Below are 19,953 nucleotides of genomic sequence, written 5' to 3'. Positions count from 1 at the left end.
CAGGGGCGTACCGGACCGGTCCGGCAACGGACCCAGACCACCCCCCTCCCCCGAACCCACCAGCACCGCCGCCACGAACAGGACCACACACACCACCACACCCAGACCACGAAACACCGCACCCCACCCAACACGACCAACAGGCCTCACACAAACCAGCTCTTTTGCTCAGAAGGTAATGTCAGTGGTCAGGATGATCTCGGATCCCGGGTGCTCATAAGACCGGCGTCGTTCCTCGCGCCTGCGTCGTCTCTCCTCGCGGCGCGGGAGCCGCCTGTTCCTGCGACGCTGATGGGTGTGGGAGAAGCTGTAGACCAGAAGGGCAGTGGCAGCGGTCAGCACCGCTACCAAGACGGCGTGCCTGGCGGGTGCCCGGGGGGCGGTTGCGGGCGCATGGTCCTGGGTCTTGAGGACGTCGTCGTTGAAGTTGTGGACGATGAATTCACGGATAACTGGGTAGATGCGCTGGGGGTCGCAGACGTCTTGAAACCAGACGCTCAAGCCCCGAGGGTCTGCCACGGCTTCTTGACGGTCCAGACGCCACACATTGCTGCCGTCCTTGGTGATCCAGTCATAGACAGGTCGCCCGTCGCCCAGGGTGTAGGCGTCCTGGGGAATGAGGTGGGAGGAGTCCAGAGCACCTATTACCTCCAGAGTAAGTCTGACCGCGACCTTCTGCGTGAGGCCGTTCAAGTCCGAGACGAGACCGACAGGGCTCTTCTGGGAGAAGTCCGCAAGACCGGACGGGGGCTGCCAGCTGAAGGGCGGATCCGTGGCGGAATCCATACCCTGTTCCAGGGCCGCCAGCATTATCCCAGCCGCAGGACCCGCCTCGTCGACTCCTGCCTGCCTGGCCGCCGCACAGGTCGCGTAAATGTAGCCATATAGTCTGGCACTCGACCCCGTACCACCCAGGAGCGCGCCGTAGGCTTCCCTCAGATCAGTCCCCGGATCAGTCTTTCTCGCGGTGACAACCAGGCGACGGGTGGTGAGCACCCCGGCGGCCCTGGATACAGTGGTCAGGGCGACATCGTCGGTCAGGACGTCCTGGAGCAGGGCACCTAGCTCCCTGCCGCGGCGGTCATGCCAGGCTACCGGCAGGAGCTTGTCGAAACTGGTGTAACGGTCCTTGTACGCGGTACCGCTAGCTGTGTCATCGATATCGCCTATGGAGTTAGCGAGCATGACGGCGGCGGCGCGCCGGGCCGGGGGCGTCCAGGTGGTGGTGTCCACCCCTGCCAGGGTGACTACTGCCTGCTCGGTGAGCCAGGCGGCCTGCTCCTCGTAGAGGTTGGTCCGGGGCGCGGTGGGCTGGTAGCGCAGGGTGGATGCCGAGGCCACGGCCGCGGCCAGGGCCTCCAGGCAGGCGGGGCCCGCTTTCTGGGCGCGGGCGGCCACCCACGCCCACAGGGATCCGTCCACCCAGGGGAACTGTTCCCGGTCCCCGTAGCTCCTCCCACTGGGCCCCAGGGCGGCACCCCTGTATGCGTCTACGCCATGAGGCCCCCGGCCCCTCCCGCTGGGTCCCAGGGTGCTGGGGTCAGCCCCCGGCAGGGACGGGGCCAGGACGTCCAGGACCGTCTGGGGACGCCGGGCTGTGGCGGTCAGGACGGCGGGCAGGGGGTCGTAGGAGGCCCGGTGGGCGGTCATGTCCTGAGGTGTTCCCTCAGGGAAGTTCACGTACCCACCACCTGCCGTGGTGGTCAGGCGCGCGTACTCAACCCACCCCACCCGCAAGCCCCCGGCGGCCGCACCGGTCTCACCAGCCATCAACCCACGAACCAGGGCAGCCAGGAACCCGGCATCCAGCGCCAGGGGATCCCGGGCACCCCGGGAACCCGACCGCCCGCTACCAGCACCCAGGCCCCGACCATCACCAGCACCCGGGACCTGGGCAGTCACCTGACCACCCCCAGGACCCGGGCTCGCCGTGCTCCCGACACCAGGAACCTGGTCGGGGCTGGTGGTCCCTGGGACCTGGCCAGGACCCGACTGCCCGCCCCCAGCGCCCGAGGCCTGGGTGCCAGCAGCGGCTGCGGTCAGGGGGTCCTGGTCGGCGGTGAGCAGACGCCTGAAGCCTAGTGGGAGCAGGAGGGTGTCGGCATCGGCCACGTGGCCGGTCACTGTGACCAGGGACGCCAGATCCCGGGCCAGGGCCTCACGACGCCCCTCGTCCCACAAGGGCGAGCTGGTGGCCGTAGCCAACAAGGACGTCCACGTACACGCCAGCCCGGCACCAGCTACTCCGGTGCCATCTGCACCGCCTACCCGGCACCCCCTGGCACCCTCAGCACCACCGGCGAAGCCCGCCGGGAGCGTGCCGTCCCCAGTAGGCAGGTGCGCCGCCACACGCACCATGCCCCTGGCCCCCAGAGCGTCAACCAGGGCAGTCGCATAAGCACCCCCACCCACGCGCGGCGCCACACGCTCACCAACCGCCCGCGTCAGGGCCGCGTAGTCGCCCCCCTCCAGAGCCTCAGTCAGCACGACAGCGTCCTCACGAGCAGTGTCAACGTCACTCGCGGCATCCTGGTGGACGGGGTTGACAGTACCTAATGAGCTGTCCACGCTATCAATGGCGGCGCCAGCGGGAATCACGGCCACAGTAGACGCAGAGCTTGGGTCCATGACCTGCGCATCCACGGCCCATGTAGTCGTCAAAAAACTAGGGAGGTGAAGGCAGAGCAGAATTGCCGCACATTTAAGCAGCGGGCACGGCATCACTTACCAGGCCCCCGGAATCCCCTGGCACTGGGGCTCCCCCACACCACCGTCAGATCACGGTCCGCGTCCTTCCGGACCCCGTCCGCCAGGACCATGTTGCCAGTCAGCGTATTGCACAAGGCCGCCAGCACACCCAGGTCAGCCTGCAGGAACACGGCCCGCCACCTCCAATCACCAGGGAGCTCAGGGACGGCCAACAAAGCAGTCAGCACACACCCCACCCAGCAAAGACAGGGCAAGACCCCTGAACCTCGCAGGAGAGGAAGAAGACTGCGACTCGCACCCCACACAGTATGTGAGCGACGCCCCATCTGTCCAGAGCAGCAACTCACCCATGGCCCATATCACAGGAACGGTCTGGGAAGTGCTCGCCAGACGACCCCACCCTCGGACAACACCGCCGCGCTAACCTCGCGCACACGGCGTCAGGGCCAGTCCGGCCACCGGCCCTGACGCTGGCCCAGCGCTGACCTCGCGCACACGCGGACAGGGCCTACCCGCTGTGGGTGGCCAGCTACCCGGCCGAGTTAACCTCGCACACGCGGACAGGGCCTACCCGCTGTGGGTGGCCAGCTACCCGGCCGGGCTAACCTCGCACACGCGGACGGGGCCTGGGCCACTACCACCCTGACGGCACCTCACCCCCGGCCTCACCCTCAGCCCGACCGGCAGCCGCACACCACGCCGTCCCTTCACAGGGAACACACAACCGGGGCTGACGCCAGCCACACGCCTGCCCGGCAGCGTGAAGGCATGTCACACAGCACAGTCCCGCGTCGTCCTGTACTCCGCCGCTCGGCCACCACCGGCCGCGCCCCCGAGGCCACCTCCCGGGATACCACCACGCACGCTCCCGCCTCCGCCACGGAGCCGATGGCCTCAGGTCCCCTGACGGCGGCACCGGCACCGGCACCGGCCGCAGCGTCCCCGGCCGTAGGACACGGTACGGACGCGAAACAGGGCGCGGACGCGAAACCGTCAGCCGCTGGCAGCGCAACAGCCACCGCCCGTACCTCCAGGCGCCACACCCGGCGCAACTTCCTCCTGGGCAGCGGCGCCGCCCTGGGTATCGGCCTGGTCGGGACAGGCGCCTGGGCCCTCAACCGCTACGTCATCGACCACGTCGAGATCACCGACGTCGAGGCCTACGAGGCCCAGAACTCCTCGGTGACCAGGACGGCCGCACCCACTGCCGCAAACGCCACCCTGACCCAGGACGGCTACACCTCGTCGTCGACGACCGTGCGCATTAGCACCGTCACCACCGGCTCGGGCCGCGAGACGGTCACCTACTACACGGCGGACATCACGGTCTCCGACGCCACCGTGGTGCGCAGCGCCTTCGCCCACAACGAGTACGGCACCAACATCACGGCCCGACCCAGTCAGATCGCCTCCTCCCACGACGCCTTCCTGGCCGTCAACGGCGACTACTACGGCTTCCGCGACACCGGCATCCTCATCCGCAACGGGGTGGTCTACCGCGACTCCCCGACCCGCCAGGGCCTGGTCCTCTACACCGACGGCCGCATGGAGGTCTACGACGAGACCACCACCAGCGCCCAGGCCCTCCTGGACGCGGGAGCCTGGAACACGCTGAGCTTCGGGCCCGCCCTGGTGCAGGACGGCTCGGTCCGGGAGGGGATCGACGCCGTGGAGGTGGACACGAACTTCGGCAACCACTCCATCCAGGGACGTCAGCCGCGCACCGCCGTGGGGGCGCTCGGGCAGGGGCACTACGTGTTCGTCGTGGTGGACGGGCGCGAGGAGGGCTACTCCCGCGGCGTGACCATGACCGAGCTGGCCCAGATCATGGTGGACCTGGGGTGCCAGGTGGCCTACAACCTCGACGGCGGCGGCTCCTCGACCATGTACTTCAACGGGCAGGTCATTAACCGGCCCTCCAACGGCGGCGAGCGTGGCACCTCCGACATCCTCTACATTGCGCAGGGGGCCTGAGATGAACCCGACAACCTGGTCCACCGACTCCTACCCGCTGGCCCGCCCCTCGTCCCGCCCCGCCCTGGAGGGGCCGCAGGCTCCCCTGGCCGCCCAGGAGAAGGCCGGCACCTCCTACGCCGGGGCCCGATCGGCCCGGGACGCGGCGTCGGCCCCGGGGCCCGCGCCCACCGAGCCAGCGCCCCCGCCCACCGACCCGAGACCCCGGACCACCGAGCCGAGGCCCGCACTCGCCGAGCCGGGGCCCGCGTCAATGTCGGCCCTGGGCCATGCAGCCCGGGCCCGTTCCGACTCCGGGTCGGCCCTGGGCCATGCAGCCCGGGTACTCCGGGACCCTGCGTCCCGGACGCCAGCCTCGGCCCGGGCAGCGGTCCTGGAGGCCTCCGGCACCCCGCGCCTGGCTGTGGTCGTCCCCGCCTACCAGCCGGACGCCCGCCTGGTGGGGCTCGTCGACGACCTGCACGAGGCTCTTCCCGGCTGCCGGGTCCTCGTGGTGGACGACGGCAGCGGCCCCGACTACGCCGCTGTCTTCGCCCGGGCCCGCGCCCAGGGCGCCGTCGTGGTCACGCACCAGGTCAACAACGGCAAGGGTCAGGCGCTGCGCACCGGCCTGGCCCGGGCCGCCACCACCTGGCCGGGTGCGGACGTGGTGTGCGCCGACGCCGACGGCCAGCACACGCCCGCCGACATCCGGGCCGTCGCCACCAGGGTCCGTACCACCGGGCACATGACCCTGGGGGTGCGCCGTTTCACCGGGAGGGTGCCGCTGCGCTCCAGGGTGGGTAACACCGCCACGGCCCTGCTCTTTGCCGGGGCGACCGGCTGGCGCCTGCGCGACACCCAGACGGGTCTGCGGGGCTTCCCCGCCGGGGAGCTGGCGTGGCTCCAGACGGTGCCCGGCGACCGCTACGAGTACGAGCTCTCCCAGCTCCTGGAGGCCCATGAGCGCGGCCTGGCGGTGGAGGAGGTGGAGATCGCCACGGTCTACGAGCCGGGCAACACCTCCAGCCACTTCCGTCCCGTCCAGGACTCCGCCCGTATCTACGCCCCGCTCCTGCGGTTTATTGGCGCCTCCCTGGCAAGTTTCGTCATTGACTGGGTGGGAGTGGTGGTGCTCATGGCGCTGAGCGGCGACCTGCTGACCTCCGTGGTGGTGGCGCGCATTATCAGTGGTACCGCGGACTTCTTCCTCAACCGTCGGGTGTTCCGGGCACAGGCCGGGACGGTGGGGCGCACCGCCGTACGCTACCTGGGGCTGGCCCTGGTGCTCCTGGCGGCCAGCTACCTCATGCTCAGGGTGCTGACCGGGCTCGGCCTGGGGGTGGGGACCGCCAAGCTCGTGGGCGACGGTACCGTCTACGTCGTCAGCTACCTGGCCCAGCGGCACCTGGTCTTCCGCCGAGGACGCAGCGGCTAACCCCGCCCGCGCCTGCCTGCCTGCCCGCCTCGCCACCCGCGAGAACGGTACTTATTCGTCGCGAGAACGGTACTTGTTTGCCGTGAGAACGGTACTTGTTCCTCGGCGACGTACCTTGGTCGTCGGGGGCGTACCCTAGAGGCCCCCTAGGGCACGTCCTCGACGACCAAGGCACGTCCCCGGCGGGGTGGCAGGAAAGGGGCTAAAAACCACCCGCCCCCGGAACACGGCCACCTAGGACGCCGGGCTGCCAGCGAGCAGCCAGCGGGAGGGGGCTCTGACTGCGCCCAGGGAGGACGCCAGCGTCCAGGGCTCGTCGGGTAGGCGCCCTGACGGGCTCCCGACCGCACCCCGGGGAGGAGTGGACGCTGGCACGGACCGCTCCGCCGTCGAGGACCCGCACCTGGGCCCAGCGCCGACCAGCGTCTCGGACGGCCCCCGTTCTCACGGCCAACAAGTACCGTTCTCACGAGCAACAAGTACCGTTCTCGCGAAGAATAAGTACCGTTCTCGCGGTGAGCGGGCGGGCGGGGAGGGCACGCTGTCCCGACACTGGCCCTGCGGCTCGGCGCCCACGTGAACAGGCCGCCGCAGGCGGGGCAGTGGCCAGCTAGTCGTAGGCGGGCTCGGCGCCCACACCCTGGGCCATATTGGCAAAGCGTGACAGGTGCCCCTGGAATATGACCGGGATGGTCCTAGTCTGACCATTGCGGTGCTTGGCCACAATAATGTCGGCCTCACCGGCGCGCTCGTCGCTGTTGTAGTACTCGGGACGGTGTAGAAGCATAATAATGTCGGCGTCCTGCTCCAGGGAGCCGGACTCTCGCAGGTCACTCATCTGCGGCTTGTTCCCGGTACGCTGCTCAGGACCACGGTTGAGCTGAGCCACCGCCACCACGGGGATGTCCAGCTCCTTGGCCAGCAGCTTGAGGGAGCGGGAGAACTCCGAGACCTCCTGCTGACGGGACTCCACACGTTTGCCCGAGGTCATGAGCTGGAGGTAGTCGACGACCATGAGACCCAGGTCCCCGTGCTGCTTGAGACGCAGGGCCTTGGAGCGGATCTCCGGCATGGTGAGGTGGGGAGAGTCGTCAATATAGAGGGGCGCCTCGGAGACGGGGTTGTAGGCACGGGCCACGTCCTCCCAGTCCCGCTCATCCATACGGCGTCCTCCACGTAGCTTAGTCATGTCCACCCCGGACTCGGCGGCCAGGATACGCATCATAATCTCCATGCGCCCCATCTCCAGGGAGAAGTAGCAGGAGGGGATGTGCTTGCCGTCAATGCTCGCGTGGATGGAGGCGCTGCGACAGAAGTCGACGGCGAGGGTGGACTTGCCCATGGCGGGTCGGGCGGCGACGATAATCATCTGCCCGCCGTGCAGGCCCCCGGTGAGCTCGTCGAGCTCGACAAAGCCCGTGGGGACCCCGGTCATGACGCCGGACTCCCGGGACTGGCCCGCCTCGATCTTCAGGTTCGCCTCGTTAAGGAGATCACCGACCACGGCGTAGTCCTGCTTGTCACCGTCGCGGTGGGCCACGGAGTAGACCTCCGCCTCAGCCAGGGTGACGAGGTCGTCAATATCCCCGGCGTCGGTTGAGTAACCGAGCTGGGTAATGCGGGTCCCCGCCTGGACCAGGCCGCGCATGAGGGACTTCTCCTTGACGATCCGCGCGTAGTAGCCGGCGTTGGCGGCGGTGGGGACGGTGGCCATGAGGCTGGCGAGGTAGGGTGCCCCGCCCACGCGCTCCAGCTCGCCGCGCTTGGCCAGCTCGTCGGCGACAATGAGGGGGTCGGCAGGCTCGGAGCGGTTGTAGACCTCCACAATGGCGTCGAAGATCGACTCGTGAGCGGGCTTGTAGAACTCGGTGCCGCGCAGGACCTCGATGACGTCGGTAATGGCCTCCTTGCTCAGGAGCATGCCGCCGAGCGTGGCCATCTCGGCCTCAAGATCCTGGGGCGGGAGGCGGTCGAAGGCGCCGTCGTAGCGGATGGCCTGGTCGCCGTCCCCCGCGGGCCCGACGGCGGAGCTCACCTCGGTCATAACGCCTCCTTCTCGCGTGCGCGCAAACAGGCCCCCTGGCCCACGAGCCCTTCCCGGAGGTGCCCCGTCTCGCGTGCGCGTGCACGATAGCCACGCAGGCGCCGGGGCGCAAACGCTCAGGACCGGCAGGGTGTGGAGGAGCGGGGGACGCCTGTGGATATGTGGGCAGAGCCTGTGGAGGACGCGCCGTCGGACATGGGGACAGACGGGGTAGAACTGTGGAAAAACTGCTACGCCACCAGCGGATATCGGCCTAGTTCCAACGTTTTCCCGCTGTCACCGCCAGCCCGCCCATCGTAGTACAAAATGTGTACAAAATCTGTGGATAAGTGGACAAGTCTGTGGATGAACCTCATCCTGTCCTTCAGGTCGGCCGCCGCCCGACCCGTCTGGGGCGCCGCCAGCGGTGGGAACGAGCACGTGGAAGCGGCTCACCGGCAGACGGTGGTGCTGGGGCGCCGCCAGCAGTGGGAACGAGGCGCCCCTCCACCCAGGAGCGGTGGGGTGCCGCCCGGGGACCAGCATGAGACGGCACCCGCCGCTTCCACCCAGGAGCGGTGGAGCGCCGGTCACCAAGGCTGACAGGAACGAGGGGCAGTGCCCCTCCGCCCAGGAGCGGTGGGGTGCCGCCACCGGGCAGGAGGGCGGGCGTGAGAGGAGGGCGGGCGTGAGAGACTGGGGCGTCGTCTCCGGAGGTCCTGTGCCTAATACGTCCAGCCCGTCGCCCGTTCCCGCCGAGCCCCACGCACCCTCGCCGTCCCACGGGACCACAGCACCCTCGCCGTCCCCGGCGCCCCACGAGACCCCGACACCCTCGGCGCCCCACAGGACCCCGGCGCCCCACGGAACCACAGCGCCCCCGACCACGCCGCCCCGCACAGCTAGCCTGAACCGGCAGATCCTCTCCCTGGCCCTGCCCGCACTGGGCGCGCTGGTGGCCGAGCCGCTCTTCGTCCTCATTGACTCGGCCATGGTGGGCCACCTGGGCCCCACCTCGCTGGCGGGCCTGTCCCTGGCCTCGACGGTCCTGACCACCGTCGTGGGCCTGTTCGTCTTCCTGGCCTACGCAACCACGGCCACCACCGCCCGGCTGTTCGGGGCGGGACGGCGTTCGGCCGCCCTGCGGGCCGGGGTCGACGGCATGTGGCTGGCCGGGCTCATTGGCGTCGTGGCGGGCACGCTCCTGGCCCTGGCAGCCCCCTGGGTCGTGGCCGCCCTGGACGCGGACGGGCAGGTGGCCGAGGCCGCGACCGCCTACCTGCGCGCCTCCGCCCCCGGCATCCCCGGCATGCTCGTGGTCTACGCGGCCACCGGGACCCTGCGCGGCCTGCTGGACACCCGGACGCCCTTCGTAGTGGCCACTGCCGGGGCCGTGCTCAATGTGGCGGTCAACGCCGTGCTGCTCTACGGCGTCGGCATGGGGATCGCGGGATCCGGCCTGGGCACGGCGGCGGCCCAGACGGTCATGGCCCTGGCCCTGGCGGCGCCGGTCCTGGGCGCGGCCAGGCGCGACGGCGTCACCTGGGGACCGCACCGACAGGGGCTGACCGCCTCCCTGGGGACCGGGACCCCGCTCCTGGTGCGTACGCTCTGCCTGCGTGCGGCGATCCTGGCGACCGTGTGGGCGGCGACCGCCCTGGGGACCACCGCCCTGGCGGCGCACCAGGTGGTGAGCTCGCTGTGGAACTTCGTCGCCTTCGCCCTGGACGCCCTGGCCATTGCCGCCCAGGCGCTCATTGGGACGGCACTGGGCCGGGCCTCAGCCGACCAGGCCCACCAGGACGCGGGTTCTCATAAGGAACTTCCGACATTTGCCCAGACAGCCGACCAGGCCCACCAGGACGCGGGCGTGAGCACCCTGCTGCGACGTACCACGGCCTGGGGCGCGGGGGCGGGCGCCCTCCTCGGCCTCCTGCTGGCCGTGGGCTCCCCCTGGCTGCCCCACCTGTTCACCTCCGACCCGGCGGTCCTGGGCGCCTGCGTCCCGCCGCTGCTCATTGCGGCCAGCGCCCTGCCCCTGGCCGGGGTCGTCTACCTGCTCGACGGGGTCCTCATGGGGGCGGGTGACGGGCGCTACCTGGCCTGGGCGGGCTTGGGGACCCTGGTCCCCTACCTGCCCCTGGCCGCCGCCGTCGGCACCGGGCTCCTGGGCGGCACCGGGCTCCTGGGCGGGGCCGGGACCCCGGAGGGGAGCACCGGCCTGGTGTGGCTGTGGCTGTCGTTCGCCTGGGTCCTCATGGGGGCGCGGGCGCTGCTCAACGGCCTGCGCGCCCGAAGCACCGCCTGGCGGCACTGAGCCGGTTCCCTGACACGGTACCCACGCCCCGGGCGACGGCTCCGCCTGGCGGCACTGAGCGGATCGGGCACCGGGGTGAGGACGGAGCACAGGGTGAGGACGGAGCACCGGGATGTCACATTTGATATCTGCCCCACCGCAACCTATCTTAGACACATGATCAATACGACCGGCTCCCGGCTCAGCCCCGAGGAGCGCCGCGCCCAGATCATTGCCGTCGCCGCCCAGCACTTCGCCCGCGACGGTGTCGTCGGCACCTCCATGAGCGCTGTCGCCAAGGACGCTGGCGTGGCGCGGACCCTCATCTACCACTACTTCCCTGGTAAGGAGGAATTACTCGGCGCGGTCCTGGCGGCGGAGGCCGCGGGGCTCCTGGCGGAGACCGCCCCGGACGCCTCGCTGACGCCCCAGGAGAACGTCGAGAAGGCGCTGCGCGCCTACATAAAACACTTCCGCACCTCCACCACCAGCCTGAGCGAGCTGTACTCATCCAGTGACGCCACCGAGGCCGGCGCCCTGGTCGAGCGCAGCCACGCCATGCACATTGAACGGATCCTGGCGCTGACCGGCGCCGAGGACACCCCCGCCATGCACCGCAACCTGCGCGCCTGGCTCATCTTCATCGCCGCCCTGGCCCAGGACACGGTAGACGTCGGTACCCAGGAGCAGGACGACGTCGCCGTGCTGAGCCTTGACGTCCTAGCCACTATTGTGGGACACCCGTTCTAAGTACTGGCGCACGGAGCCGAGCCAGCCCGACCAGGGCGGGTCCGGCCCCGTCCCCACAGCGCCAGCCCTCACCAGCACCGGTGCTGCGCCACCCAGCCGCAGCACCGCCTCCCTGCCCGACGGGCCCGCACGGCCCGGCGCGTCAGCCTCGCCCAAGCCGCCCCGCCCGTCCGGTTCGGCCCACCAGCCTCGGCTCATCACGTGCCACCCCGACCCCTCACCGACCTGCCCAGCCAGCGCGTCGCCACCAGGCGGGAGGCACCGGTCCCACCCCACCACCAGCTCGACCTCGCCCACGGTCCTGGTGCCGCCCCTCCCTGACCCGACGCCGTCGGGACACCACCGCCCTCCAAGGAGAACCCCATGAAGCTCGTCATTATCGGCGCCACCGGACACGTCGGCTCCCGTGTCATGACCCAGGCCCTGGCGACCGGACACGCTGTCACCACCATTACCCCCCACCCCGAGACGGTCCGTCGCAGGAAGCGCCTGAAGGTCGTACGGGGCTCCACCTCCGACCCGGGCGCCGTCGCCCACGCCGCCAGGGGGGCGGACGTGGTCATCGTCAGCCTGACCGGCAAGACCAGGGACGGGACGCTTATGCAGGCGCGTCTACCCAGTATTATCCGGGGACTAAAGAGGGCGGGCTCACCGCGCCTGGTGCTGGTCTCCGCGTTCGGTGCCGGTGACACCATCGACAAGGCCCCCTGGTACATGCGTCTGGTCTACCGCTACGTCCTGGGCCGGATTATGCACGACAAGACCGCGTCCGACAATCTCCTCATGGCCTCGGGAATACCCTGGACCATTATCTACCCGGTCAACCTCAAGAGCAGCGTCGCCACGGGTACCGCCGTCAGCCTGCGCCTGGACCAGGTCACCAAGGTGCCCGGGCTACCGATCCTGGCATTCGACGACGCCGCGGCCGCTATCCTGGCCGCCGCCGAGGACCCGGACACCCAGGGCAGCCAGATCATTGTGACCACCGCCAAGGGGTTCCGGCGCGCCTGACCGGGCGACGACGTCGGGCAGCGGGGAACATTTTGTACAGAGAGTAACCGATTGCGCACAAAGTGACCTCGATTGGTTACATTCCGCACAGAATGTCCCCCTGCGCACAAAATGTTCCTCTGCGCTCAGGAGCGCCGTCACCCTCCGGCACCTGCCGTCTGGCGCCGGAGGGACTCCAGGTTGCTGCGCACAGTCAGGGTAGCCGGGTGGTCAGGTCCCAGCACCCTTACAGTATCCTCCAGCACGGCCCCGCACAGGGAAATCGCCTTCTCCGTGTCACCAGCCTTCTGGTAGGCAGTAGCGAGGTTACTGCGCGAGGTCAGGGTACAGAGATGCTCCGCCCCCAGTACGCGCTCGCAGTCCTCAGCCACTGCCTCCCAGGCGCGGACAGCCTGCTGGAAGCGTCCCGCGGCGTCATACGCCTCGGCCAGGCCCGCACGGGCGACCAGCGCCCCGGGCTCATCCAGTGCCCCGGGCACCGTCACCCCCACCGTCGCGAGCGCCGCCTCCGCCTCGTCCAGCCGCCGGGCGCTCGCCAGCCAGCGCACGAGCATGAGCCTGCTCTCCAGGCTCGCCTCCTCGGCGTCGAGACGCTCAGCACGCTCCACCCACTGGCCCGACTCCGGCTCGTGGGGCACGCCCATCTCCCTCAGGGCGAGCGTCAGGAGGTCCAGGCGCACGGGCGTGAGCCTGCGCTCCGGTCCCGCCCGGTGCTCAAGGGCCTGGCGTACGGTGCTCGGCAGATCCATGACGGGCTCGGCGTCCCCGCGTCGGGCCGCCGCCAGGGCGTCCTCCACCTGCCCCAGGAGGGCCACCGAGGGCCTCCTCCCCACCGGCAGGCTCGTCAGCTGCTGGACCGGGCCAGCTGTCTCGTCCCCGGAGAGGACGCGCATGGGCATGGCGCAGTACGGTGCGGCGCTTCCCTCCTGCCCGGCGGTGCGGAGCTCGGTCAGGCCGTACCAGCCGGTGAGGAAGTCCACGACCAGGCGCAGCGGCTCCCCACGGGACTCCTTGATCTGGAAGGCCAGCCGGGCCAGGGGCTCAGCCAGCTCGTAGTAGGTGCGACGGCGGTCCAAGAGGTCGGCGAAGACCGTGTCCGTGGGCCGCAGCCACCCGCGCCCACTGAGGTCGCCCACCGCCTTGGCGACGGTCCGCTGCCCGATCTGTGTGCGCCTGGCGATCTCCTTGACCGGTAGGGGCTGGTCCGCGCCGGCCAGCTCGGAGACAATGAACCGGTGCTGGGGTGACAGGTGTGCCAGGCGCTCCTGGTAGTAGGGGGTCAGGTTGTCGAACCGGATCAGGAGCAGGTCAACCAGGTCGTCCAGCTGCTCCACCGTCAGGGCGTCACCCAGGAGCGCCCACAGGCGCGGCTGCCCCCCGGCGAGGTGGGCGACGGTCCTGATCTTGACCCGTGCGCCAGGAGTCTCCAGCTCCTTGCGCAGGTCCTCGTTTCCCTGGGCGCCGGCCAGGGCCGAGAGCATGGTGACCGCCTGCTCGGGCGTGAAGGGCTCAAGCCTCATGACGTCGAAGTAACCGAACAGCGGCCGGTCCTGGAAGACCCGGTCGTGGTCGAGCCGCCTGGTCGAGCCAATGACCAGCAGACCGGGCTGGGCCTGCAGCAGGTGGCGGAGCCGCTGCTGTCCCAGCTCCCCGACGCCCTCCAGAACCTGGTCCGCGTTCTCCATGAGCACCAGTACCGGCCCCGCCTCGAGTACGGCGCGCAGGCGGGCCACCGCCTCCTCCTCGCCCAGCGCCCCCAGGTCCTCGTCGTCAACGAGATCCTGGAGCACGGCCAGCACCAGGTGGCGGTAGGAGACGATCGTCCAGGGGTCCTCGGGCAGCCAGGCGATCCGGATCCCGGCCCCCTTGGCCGCCAGGGTGCGGGTGCGGTGGTAGACCAGGGCGACGAGGTGGGTCTTCCCCGCGCCCCGAGGCCCCACCAGGAGAGCGTGGTGAGGGCTCCGTCCGCTGCCTAGCTCCTGGACCCGCTCCATGAGCTGGTCCAGAAGAGGCTCGCGGACCACGAAGAGCTCCTCCAGGTGCTCCGCCGACATGGTCGAGGGGGTGAAGCGCGAGGGCCTCACGAGGCCGCCTCCCAGATCCGACGGCGTCGGGCCCAGGTGCACTGGAGCGCCGGGTAGCGCCACCGGCAGGACATGCCCCGGGCCGTGGTCCGGCGTCGCCCGACGAAGAACTGCGGATCCAGGAGGTTCCCAGGGTGGGGGCGGATGGGGGCCGAGGACATCCGGCTCATACTCGCTCCTTCGTACGTGGTCAGTCACGTACAAGTGTACGTCATTAACCACGTATACTTTTATGTGGACGACGACGTACATTCTATTTCGGCCCGGGCAGGCTGGTCCGGCTGGCCTGGGATGCTGGCCCGGGGCTAGCCCAGGCATACTGGCCCGGTCAGCCCGAGGCCAGTCTGGGGCTGGCCTGGGATGCTGGCCCGAGGCTAGCCCGGACGGCGGCCTACCCTGGCCCGCCCTGGCCTACCCTGGCCCGCCCATTGCCCCGCGCCCCCGCCCTCACAATGCGCGGTCGCCGCCACACCTCGCAGATGTGACGGCGACCGTCATGCTTCAGCCGACCGGTGTCAGGGGGTGGGCCCACGGCCTGACGGCCGCGTCCACAGCCCGGCCTCACGGCTCGGGCCGCAGGCCAACAGAGGTTGGCTGCGCCGCCCCCGAGGCTTACGTCTCGTGGCTCCCCGACGGCGTGCGCGAGGACGGCTCTCCAGCGGTGGTGCGAGGCGGCGGGTGATCCCGTCCCCGACGGCGGGCGCGGGCCCGGTCAGCGCCGCTGGCGACGAGCCCGCCCGCACCCTGGCGGCGTGCGCGAGGGCGGCTCAGCTGCGGCGCGTCCCCGAGCCATCGCACTCCCGGCAGCTCGGTGAACGGGGCACGTGGCGCCCAGAGCTCCCGCTTCTCAGCGGGCAGCGACCACGTTGACCTCAATGGGGGCCACGACGTCGGTGTGCAGGCGCACGGAGACGGTGTGGCGGCCAACGGACTTGACCGGGGGGACGGCCTGGATCTTGCGGCGGTCGATGGCGGGGCCACCGGCGTCCTTAATGGCCTGGGCCAGCTCGGTGGTGGTGATTGCGCCAAAGAGGCGGCCGTTGGCGCCAGCGGTGGCGGTCACGGTGACCACGTTGTCCACCAGCCAGGCGCGGGCGGCCTGCGCCTGCTCCAGGGAGGCGATGGTGCGCCTGCGACGGGCCTCGGTCATCTGGTCGATCTGCCGCTGGGCGCCCTTGGTCCACGGCGTGGCGAGCTTGCGGGGCAGCAGGTAGTTACGGGCGTAACCGTCCTTGACCTCGACGACCTCACCGGCCTCGCCGAGGTGGTCGACGTCGTGGGTGAGGATGAGCTTGGTGGTCATGCTTCCTCCTTCTCAGCGAGCGGAGCTCGTGTAGGGCAGCAGGGCCATCTCGCGGGCGTTCTTCACGGCCTTGGCGATCTTGCGCTGCTCCTGCACGGAGACGCCGGTGACGCGACGGGCACGGATCTTGCCGCGGTCGGAGATGAACTTGCGCAGCGTAGCGGTGTCCTTGTAGTCGATCTTGCCGACCTTAATAGCCTTGACCGGGCCGACCTTCTTCTTTGGCTTACGAAGCTGAGGCTTCGCCATGGTGGTACTCCTTGCTTCGAGCGCCTGGTATGAGCGGCGCTCACACGAGATTGAATATGGGTGGAAGCGGGTCCAACGACGCATCCCGCACAGCCCGCACCTCACCGTGGGTGTGGTGCTCACCGGTGCCGGGTCGCCGCTGGCAGACCCTGGCTGGGCGGTCCGGCCCCCAGGGGGCGGTCCGGCCCCTAGAAGGGGGGCTCGTCCCCGAAGGACGTGGTGCCGCCGGTGGCCCAGGGGTCGTCCGCCGCGCCACCGGAGGGGGCGTTGTAGCGGGGCTGGCTGGGGGCGTTGTAGCCACCGCCCTGCTGACCCGAGTTGTTGTAGCTGCCGGAGCCGCCCTGCTGGGACTGCCCCTGGCCTGAGGCGCCACCTGCGTAGCCGCCCTGGTTCCCGGCGTTGCCGCTGAAGCCGCCCTGACCGCCGCTGAAGCCGCCCTGGCCGCCGCCACGGGGGTTGCGGGTGACCTGGGCCTTGGCGTAGCGCAGGGAGGGGCCGATCTCGTCGACCTGCATCTCCACCACGGTGCGCTCGGCACCCTCGCGGGTGGTGTAGGAGCGCTGGTTCAGGCGCCCGGAGACAATGACGCGGGTGCCCTTGGTGAGGGACTCGACCACGTTCTCAGCGGCGTCGCGCCAGATGGAGCAGCGCATGAACAGGGTCTCCCCGTCCTTCCACTCCCCGTTCTGACGGTCGTAGGTCCGCGGAGTGCTGGCGACGGTGAACGAGGCCACGGCCGCACCCGAGGGGGTGAAGCGCATCTCGGGATCCGCGGTGAGGTTCCCAATAAGGGTGATAATGGTTTCTCCGGCCATAATGTGTCGTCCGTTCCTGCGGGCTCAGGCCTCGGGGCGCAGCAGCTTGGTGCGCAGAACCGTCTCGTTGAGGCCCAGCTGGCGGTCGAGCTCCTGGGCGTTGGCAGGGGTCGTGGTCATGTCCACGACGACGTAGAGGCCCTCAGACTTCTTCTTAATGTCGTAGGCCAGGCGACGCTTGCCCCAGATGTCGATCTTGTCCACCGTACCCCCGTTGCTGGGGACGACCTGCAGCAGCTTCTCCAGCGTCTGAGCGATGGTGCGCTCATCGGTCTCGGGCTCGAGGATGATCATGATCTCGTAGTGACGCATGCTTGGTACCCACCTCCTCTGGTCTAGGCGGTCACGGTCTCTCCGTGACAGGAGGGTGATGCGTAGTGGCGCTTCCGACGGCGCAGGGTTGCCCGACGGCGCAGCCAAGCCGTCAGCCTACCGGAGCCGGGACCTGGTTGGCCAGACCCGGCGGCCACCCCAGACGTGACCCCGCTCTCCCCTGCGCGTCCCAGGAGGATCCCGCGCGGAAGGACGATCCGGGGCCGGGCACCATGGTGCCCGGCCCCGGATGCGGCGTCGCCCCACGACCGGCTCGAGCCCAGCCGGTGGACCAGGTGGCTACCAGGGAAACGACCTAGGACCCGTTCTCACGGCGAACAAGTACCGTTCTCACGACGAACAAGTACCGTTCTCGCGTAAGGGGGGAGTGGCTGCTAGTTATTGACCCCGCCGCCTCCGTGGTTGCCGCCGTCCCCGCCACCGGGAGGATTGGGGTTCTCGGCACCACCATTGCCACCGCCGCCGGGGTTCTCGGCACCACCATTGCCACCGCCGCCGGGGTTCTGGCCGCCGCCGTTCTCGCCGCCGGGGTTCTGGCCGTTGCCGCCCCCGCCGCCGTTCTCGCCGCCGGGGTTCTGGCCATTGCCACCGCCGGGGTTCTGGCCGTTGCCGCCCCCGCCGCCGTTGTCATCACCGTTGTCGCCACCGGGGTTCTGACGGCCGGTGCCACCGGGCTCCGGGTTCTGGAGCCTGCCGTTACCGGGCTCCGGGGCGCCGGTGGACTGGTTGCCGGGCTCGACGGGCTCCTGCGGCTGGGCGGTCGCGGTGCTCTCCTGCTGGGGGGCAAGCGCACCGCCCCCACCGAGCTTGCCCGGCTGGGAGGAGCCCGAGCTGCGGTCCGGGAAGTCCTTGACCTCCAGGTCCTTCAGGGCGGTCTTCATGTACGTGGTGAAGATGTCCGCCGGGTAGGTCGAGCCTGTGATCTCGTCATAGTCACCCCACGGCGTAATGGATTCCTCCTCACCATTGGGGCCGCTCTGGTAGAGCGTGACCGCGGTCGCGATCTGGGGGGTGAAGCCCGCGAACTGCGCGGACTTGTTGTCCGAGGAGGAGCCCGTCTTGGCCGCCACCGGCCGTCCCAGCTCCTGGGCGGTCTTACCCGACCCGTTCTTGACCACCTGCTGCATGGCGTAGGTGGCATCCGCCATGACGTCGTCGTCGAACACCTTCTCACCGCTCGTCGGTCCGCTGTAGACCACGTCCCCGGACTTGTTCGTTGTCTTGGAGATAATGTGCGGCGTGTAGCGCGTCCCCTGTGAGGCGAATGTGGTGTACGCCGTGGCAATGTCCAGCGTGTGCGGGGACGCGGATCCCAGCACGTTCTGGAGGTAGGTGTTCATCCCCTGGGTGTCCTGGGGGTACCCCGCCCGGACGGCGACGTCATTGGTCTTCTCCGGGCCGACGGCGTCATTGAGGTGGAGGTACGCGGTGTTGATCGAGTCCTGGGTGGCCCTGACCAGGTTGACCATTCCGTAGGAGACGTTCTGGAAGTTCTGGAACTGCGTGCCGTCAATGGTCTGCGGCGAGCTGCCGTCAAACGTGTTGGCCAGGGTGGCCCCGTTCTCCAGGGCCGCCACCAGGGCAAAGGGCTTGTAGGTGGATCCTGCCTGGGCGATGGCGGAGGTGGCGGAGTTGACCTGGTTGGTCAGGAAGTCCGACCCGCCGTAGAGGGCCAGTATGCCGCCGTTCGTGGCGTCCATGGACACCAGCGCCACCTTGAGGTTGCTCGAGTAGCCCGACGGCAGGGCCTTGACGGCGGCGACCGCCGCGTCCTGGTCCTCCTTGCTGATCGTGGTGACGATCTGGTAGCCGCCGGCGTCGATCTGGTCGTCGGTCAGCTTGGCGCTGTCCCTGAGCTCGGCGCGCACCATCTGCAGCAGGTAGCCGTTGGAGCCGCCGTAGGTCTCGGTCTGGGTGTCCTCGACCGTGGTGGGGAAGACGGCGGCGGAGCGCTCCTGCTCGGTAATGTAGCCGTCCTCGGCCATGAACTGCAGCACCCGCGCCCAGCGGTCCTTAGCCGTCTGCGGGCTGACGGCGGGGTCGTAGGCGCTGGGGGCGGGCAGGATCCCGGCCAGGAGGGCGGACTCGGAGATGGTCAGGCTCGCCGCACCCTTCCCGAAGAACGCCTGGGCGGCCGCGTCGATACCGTAGGCCCCGCGCCCGAAGTACACCGTGTTGAGGTAGGAGTCGAGAATCTCCTTCTTGGTCTTGGAGTGGTCGATCTTGATCGCCATAATGGCCTGCTCGAACTTACCCGCATAGGATCCCGTGGTATCCACGTAGTAGTTCTTGACGTACTGCTGGGTAAGTGTCGAGGCACCCTGCTGGGAGCCGCCGGAGAGGTTGTTCCACAGCGCCCTGACAATACCCTTGGGGTCAATGCCCTTGTTGCTGTAGAAGGTGCGGTCCTCACTGGCCACGACGGCGTTGCCCACGTAGTCCGGCAGGGCGGAGGTGTCGATAATGTTGCGGTTCACCTCGGCGAACCTGCCCATCTCCGTGGTGCCGTCGTTGTAGTACACGACCGAGGTGGTGGCCAGGGCGAACTGGGAGACGTTGGGGATCTCGATCACCGTGTAGGCGGTAATGAAGCCGCCGAAGAGCAGGGCGATCATGAGCAGGAAGGAGCCCAGCACGAACCGCCAGCTGGGCACCCAGCGCCGGATCGGCCCCTTGCCCGCCCGCGGGTAGTTGAAGAAGCGACGCCGCCGTCCGGCGCCGGGCCCCTTGGCGTCCTTGCCGCCCCGGGGTGGTCGCCCGGAGGCCCCGGGCTTCTTCTTGGTCTTCCTGACAGCGGGCTCGACCGCCGCCGCCTGGGCCAGCTTGCCCGGGCGCCGGGATCCAGGCGCATTGCTTCCAGCCACGTGGTCCTCGTTTCCGTCGATTGGGGCTGCGGGGCGAGGGCCGCCCACCCCCGTTTCCACCACCAGTATCACCATAGGAACCACCGGGACCGGTAGCGGACACGTCACAGCCCCCCAGGCGCCGA

The 19,953-nt window shown here is 69.5% G+C and carries 14 protein-coding genes; 5 read left to right on the top strand and 9 right to left on the bottom strand.

All coding sequences use genetic code 11. From position 1 onward, the window contains the following. Positions 1-168 precede the first annotated feature (168 nt). Positions 169-2,205 carry a hypothetical protein gene (locus tag C3V41_RS09740; RefSeq protein ID WP_129591552.1) on the bottom strand — a complete coding sequence of 679 codons (2,037 nt, stop codon included), beginning with the start codon at positions 2,203-2,205 and terminating at the stop codon, positions 169-171. Positions 2,206-3,477: 1,272 nt separating this feature from the next. On the opposite strand from C3V41_RS09740, the gene C3V41_RS09735 reads away from it, so the two are divergent. Together C3V41_RS09735 and C3V41_RS09730 are read left to right on the top strand one after the other, a co-directional pair. Continuing rightward, complete coding sequence (locus C3V41_RS09735) at positions 3,478-4,683, top strand: phosphodiester glycosidase family protein (protein ID WP_254423559.1); 1,206 nt, start codon at positions 3,478-3,480, stop codon at positions 4,681-4,683. A gap of 1 nt (position 4,684) precedes the next feature. Beyond that, positions 4,685-6,100, top strand: a complete 1,416-nt coding sequence (locus C3V41_RS09730; RefSeq protein ID WP_368033261.1) for a glycosyltransferase — start codon at positions 4,685-4,687, stop codon at positions 6,098-6,100. Positions 6,101-6,710: 610 nt separating this feature from the next. On the opposite strand, the gene dnaB is transcribed toward C3V41_RS09730, so the two are convergent. After that, positions 6,711-8,144 (bottom strand): replicative DNA helicase, encoded by a 1,434-nt coding sequence (gene dnaB, locus C3V41_RS09725; protein ID WP_106110099.1) that lies wholly within the window; start codon positions 8,142-8,144, stop codon positions 6,711-6,713. A gap of 700 nt (positions 8,145-8,844) precedes the next feature. Between dnaB and C3V41_RS09720 the strand changes: the two genes are divergently transcribed. The 3 genes from C3V41_RS09720 (at position 8,845) to C3V41_RS09710 (ending at position 12,180) form a co-directional block, all read left to right on the top strand. Next, complete coding sequence (locus C3V41_RS09720; RefSeq protein ID WP_399503027.1) at positions 8,845-10,440, top strand: MATE family efflux transporter; 1,596 nt, start codon at positions 8,845-8,847, stop codon at positions 10,438-10,440. 156 nt (positions 10,441-10,596) lie between these two features. Then, positions 10,597-11,169 carry a TetR/AcrR family transcriptional regulator gene (locus tag C3V41_RS09715; protein WP_106110097.1) on the top strand — a complete coding sequence of 191 codons (573 nt, stop codon included), beginning with the start codon at positions 10,597-10,599 and terminating at the stop codon, positions 11,167-11,169. Between the two features lie 363 nt (positions 11,170-11,532). Continuing rightward, positions 11,533-12,180, top strand: coding sequence for an NAD(P)-dependent oxidoreductase (locus C3V41_RS09710; protein ID WP_106110096.1), 648 nt, complete (start codon positions 11,533-11,535; stop codon positions 12,178-12,180). Between the two features lie 137 nt (positions 12,181-12,317). Here C3V41_RS09710 and C3V41_RS09705 read toward each other — a convergent pair whose 3' ends face one another. The 7 genes from C3V41_RS09705 to C3V41_RS09680 all read right to left on the bottom strand — a co-directional run bounded on the left by C3V41_RS09705 (position 12,318) and on the right by C3V41_RS09680 (position 19,828). After that, positions 12,318-14,264 (bottom strand): tetratricopeptide repeat protein, encoded by a 1,947-nt coding sequence (locus tag C3V41_RS09705; protein WP_106110095.1) that lies wholly within the window; start codon positions 14,262-14,264, stop codon positions 12,318-12,320. Next, positions 14,261-14,434, bottom strand: coding sequence for a hypothetical protein (locus C3V41_RS13190; RefSeq protein ID WP_165271631.1), 174 nt, complete (start codon positions 14,432-14,434; stop codon positions 14,261-14,263). Before C3V41_RS13190 ends, C3V41_RS09705 begins: the two co-directional genes overlap by 4 nt. Before the next feature lie 677 nt (positions 14,435-15,111). Beyond that, positions 15,112-15,567 (bottom strand): 50S ribosomal protein L9, encoded by a 456-nt coding sequence (rplI, locus tag C3V41_RS09700; protein WP_106110094.1) that lies wholly within the window; start codon positions 15,565-15,567, stop codon positions 15,112-15,114. A gap of 12 nt (positions 15,568-15,579) precedes the next feature. Then, positions 15,580-15,816: a 30S ribosomal protein S18 gene (rpsR, locus tag C3V41_RS09695; RefSeq protein WP_106110093.1), complete on the bottom strand. Its 237-nt coding sequence runs from the start codon at positions 15,814-15,816 to the stop codon at positions 15,580-15,582. A 188-nt stretch (positions 15,817-16,004) separates the two neighbouring features. Further along, a complete protein-coding gene (locus C3V41_RS09690; protein WP_106110092.1) occupies positions 16,005-16,631 on the bottom strand; it encodes a single-stranded DNA-binding protein in 627 nt (208 codons plus the stop codon). A 24-nt stretch (positions 16,632-16,655) separates the two neighbouring features. Then, the gene (gene rpsF / locus C3V41_RS09685; protein WP_106110091.1) at positions 16,656-16,943 is read right to left on the bottom strand and encodes a 30S ribosomal protein S6; all 288 of its coding nucleotides are present in this window, start codon (positions 16,941-16,943) and stop codon (positions 16,656-16,658) included. 395 nt (positions 16,944-17,338) lie between these two features. Beyond that, positions 17,339-19,828 (bottom strand): transglycosylase domain-containing protein, encoded by a 2,490-nt coding sequence (locus C3V41_RS09680; RefSeq protein WP_441299707.1) that lies wholly within the window; start codon positions 19,826-19,828, stop codon positions 17,339-17,341. Positions 19,829-19,953: the final 125 nt, after the last annotated feature.

This window comes from Actinomyces sp. oral taxon 897, assembly GCF_002999235.1.
Classification (GTDB): Bacteria; Actinomycetota; Actinomycetes; order Actinomycetales; family Actinomycetaceae; genus Actinomyces.
Note: the sequence above shows the minus strand (reverse complement) of the source record. Positions and strands in the feature narration are given on the sequence as shown.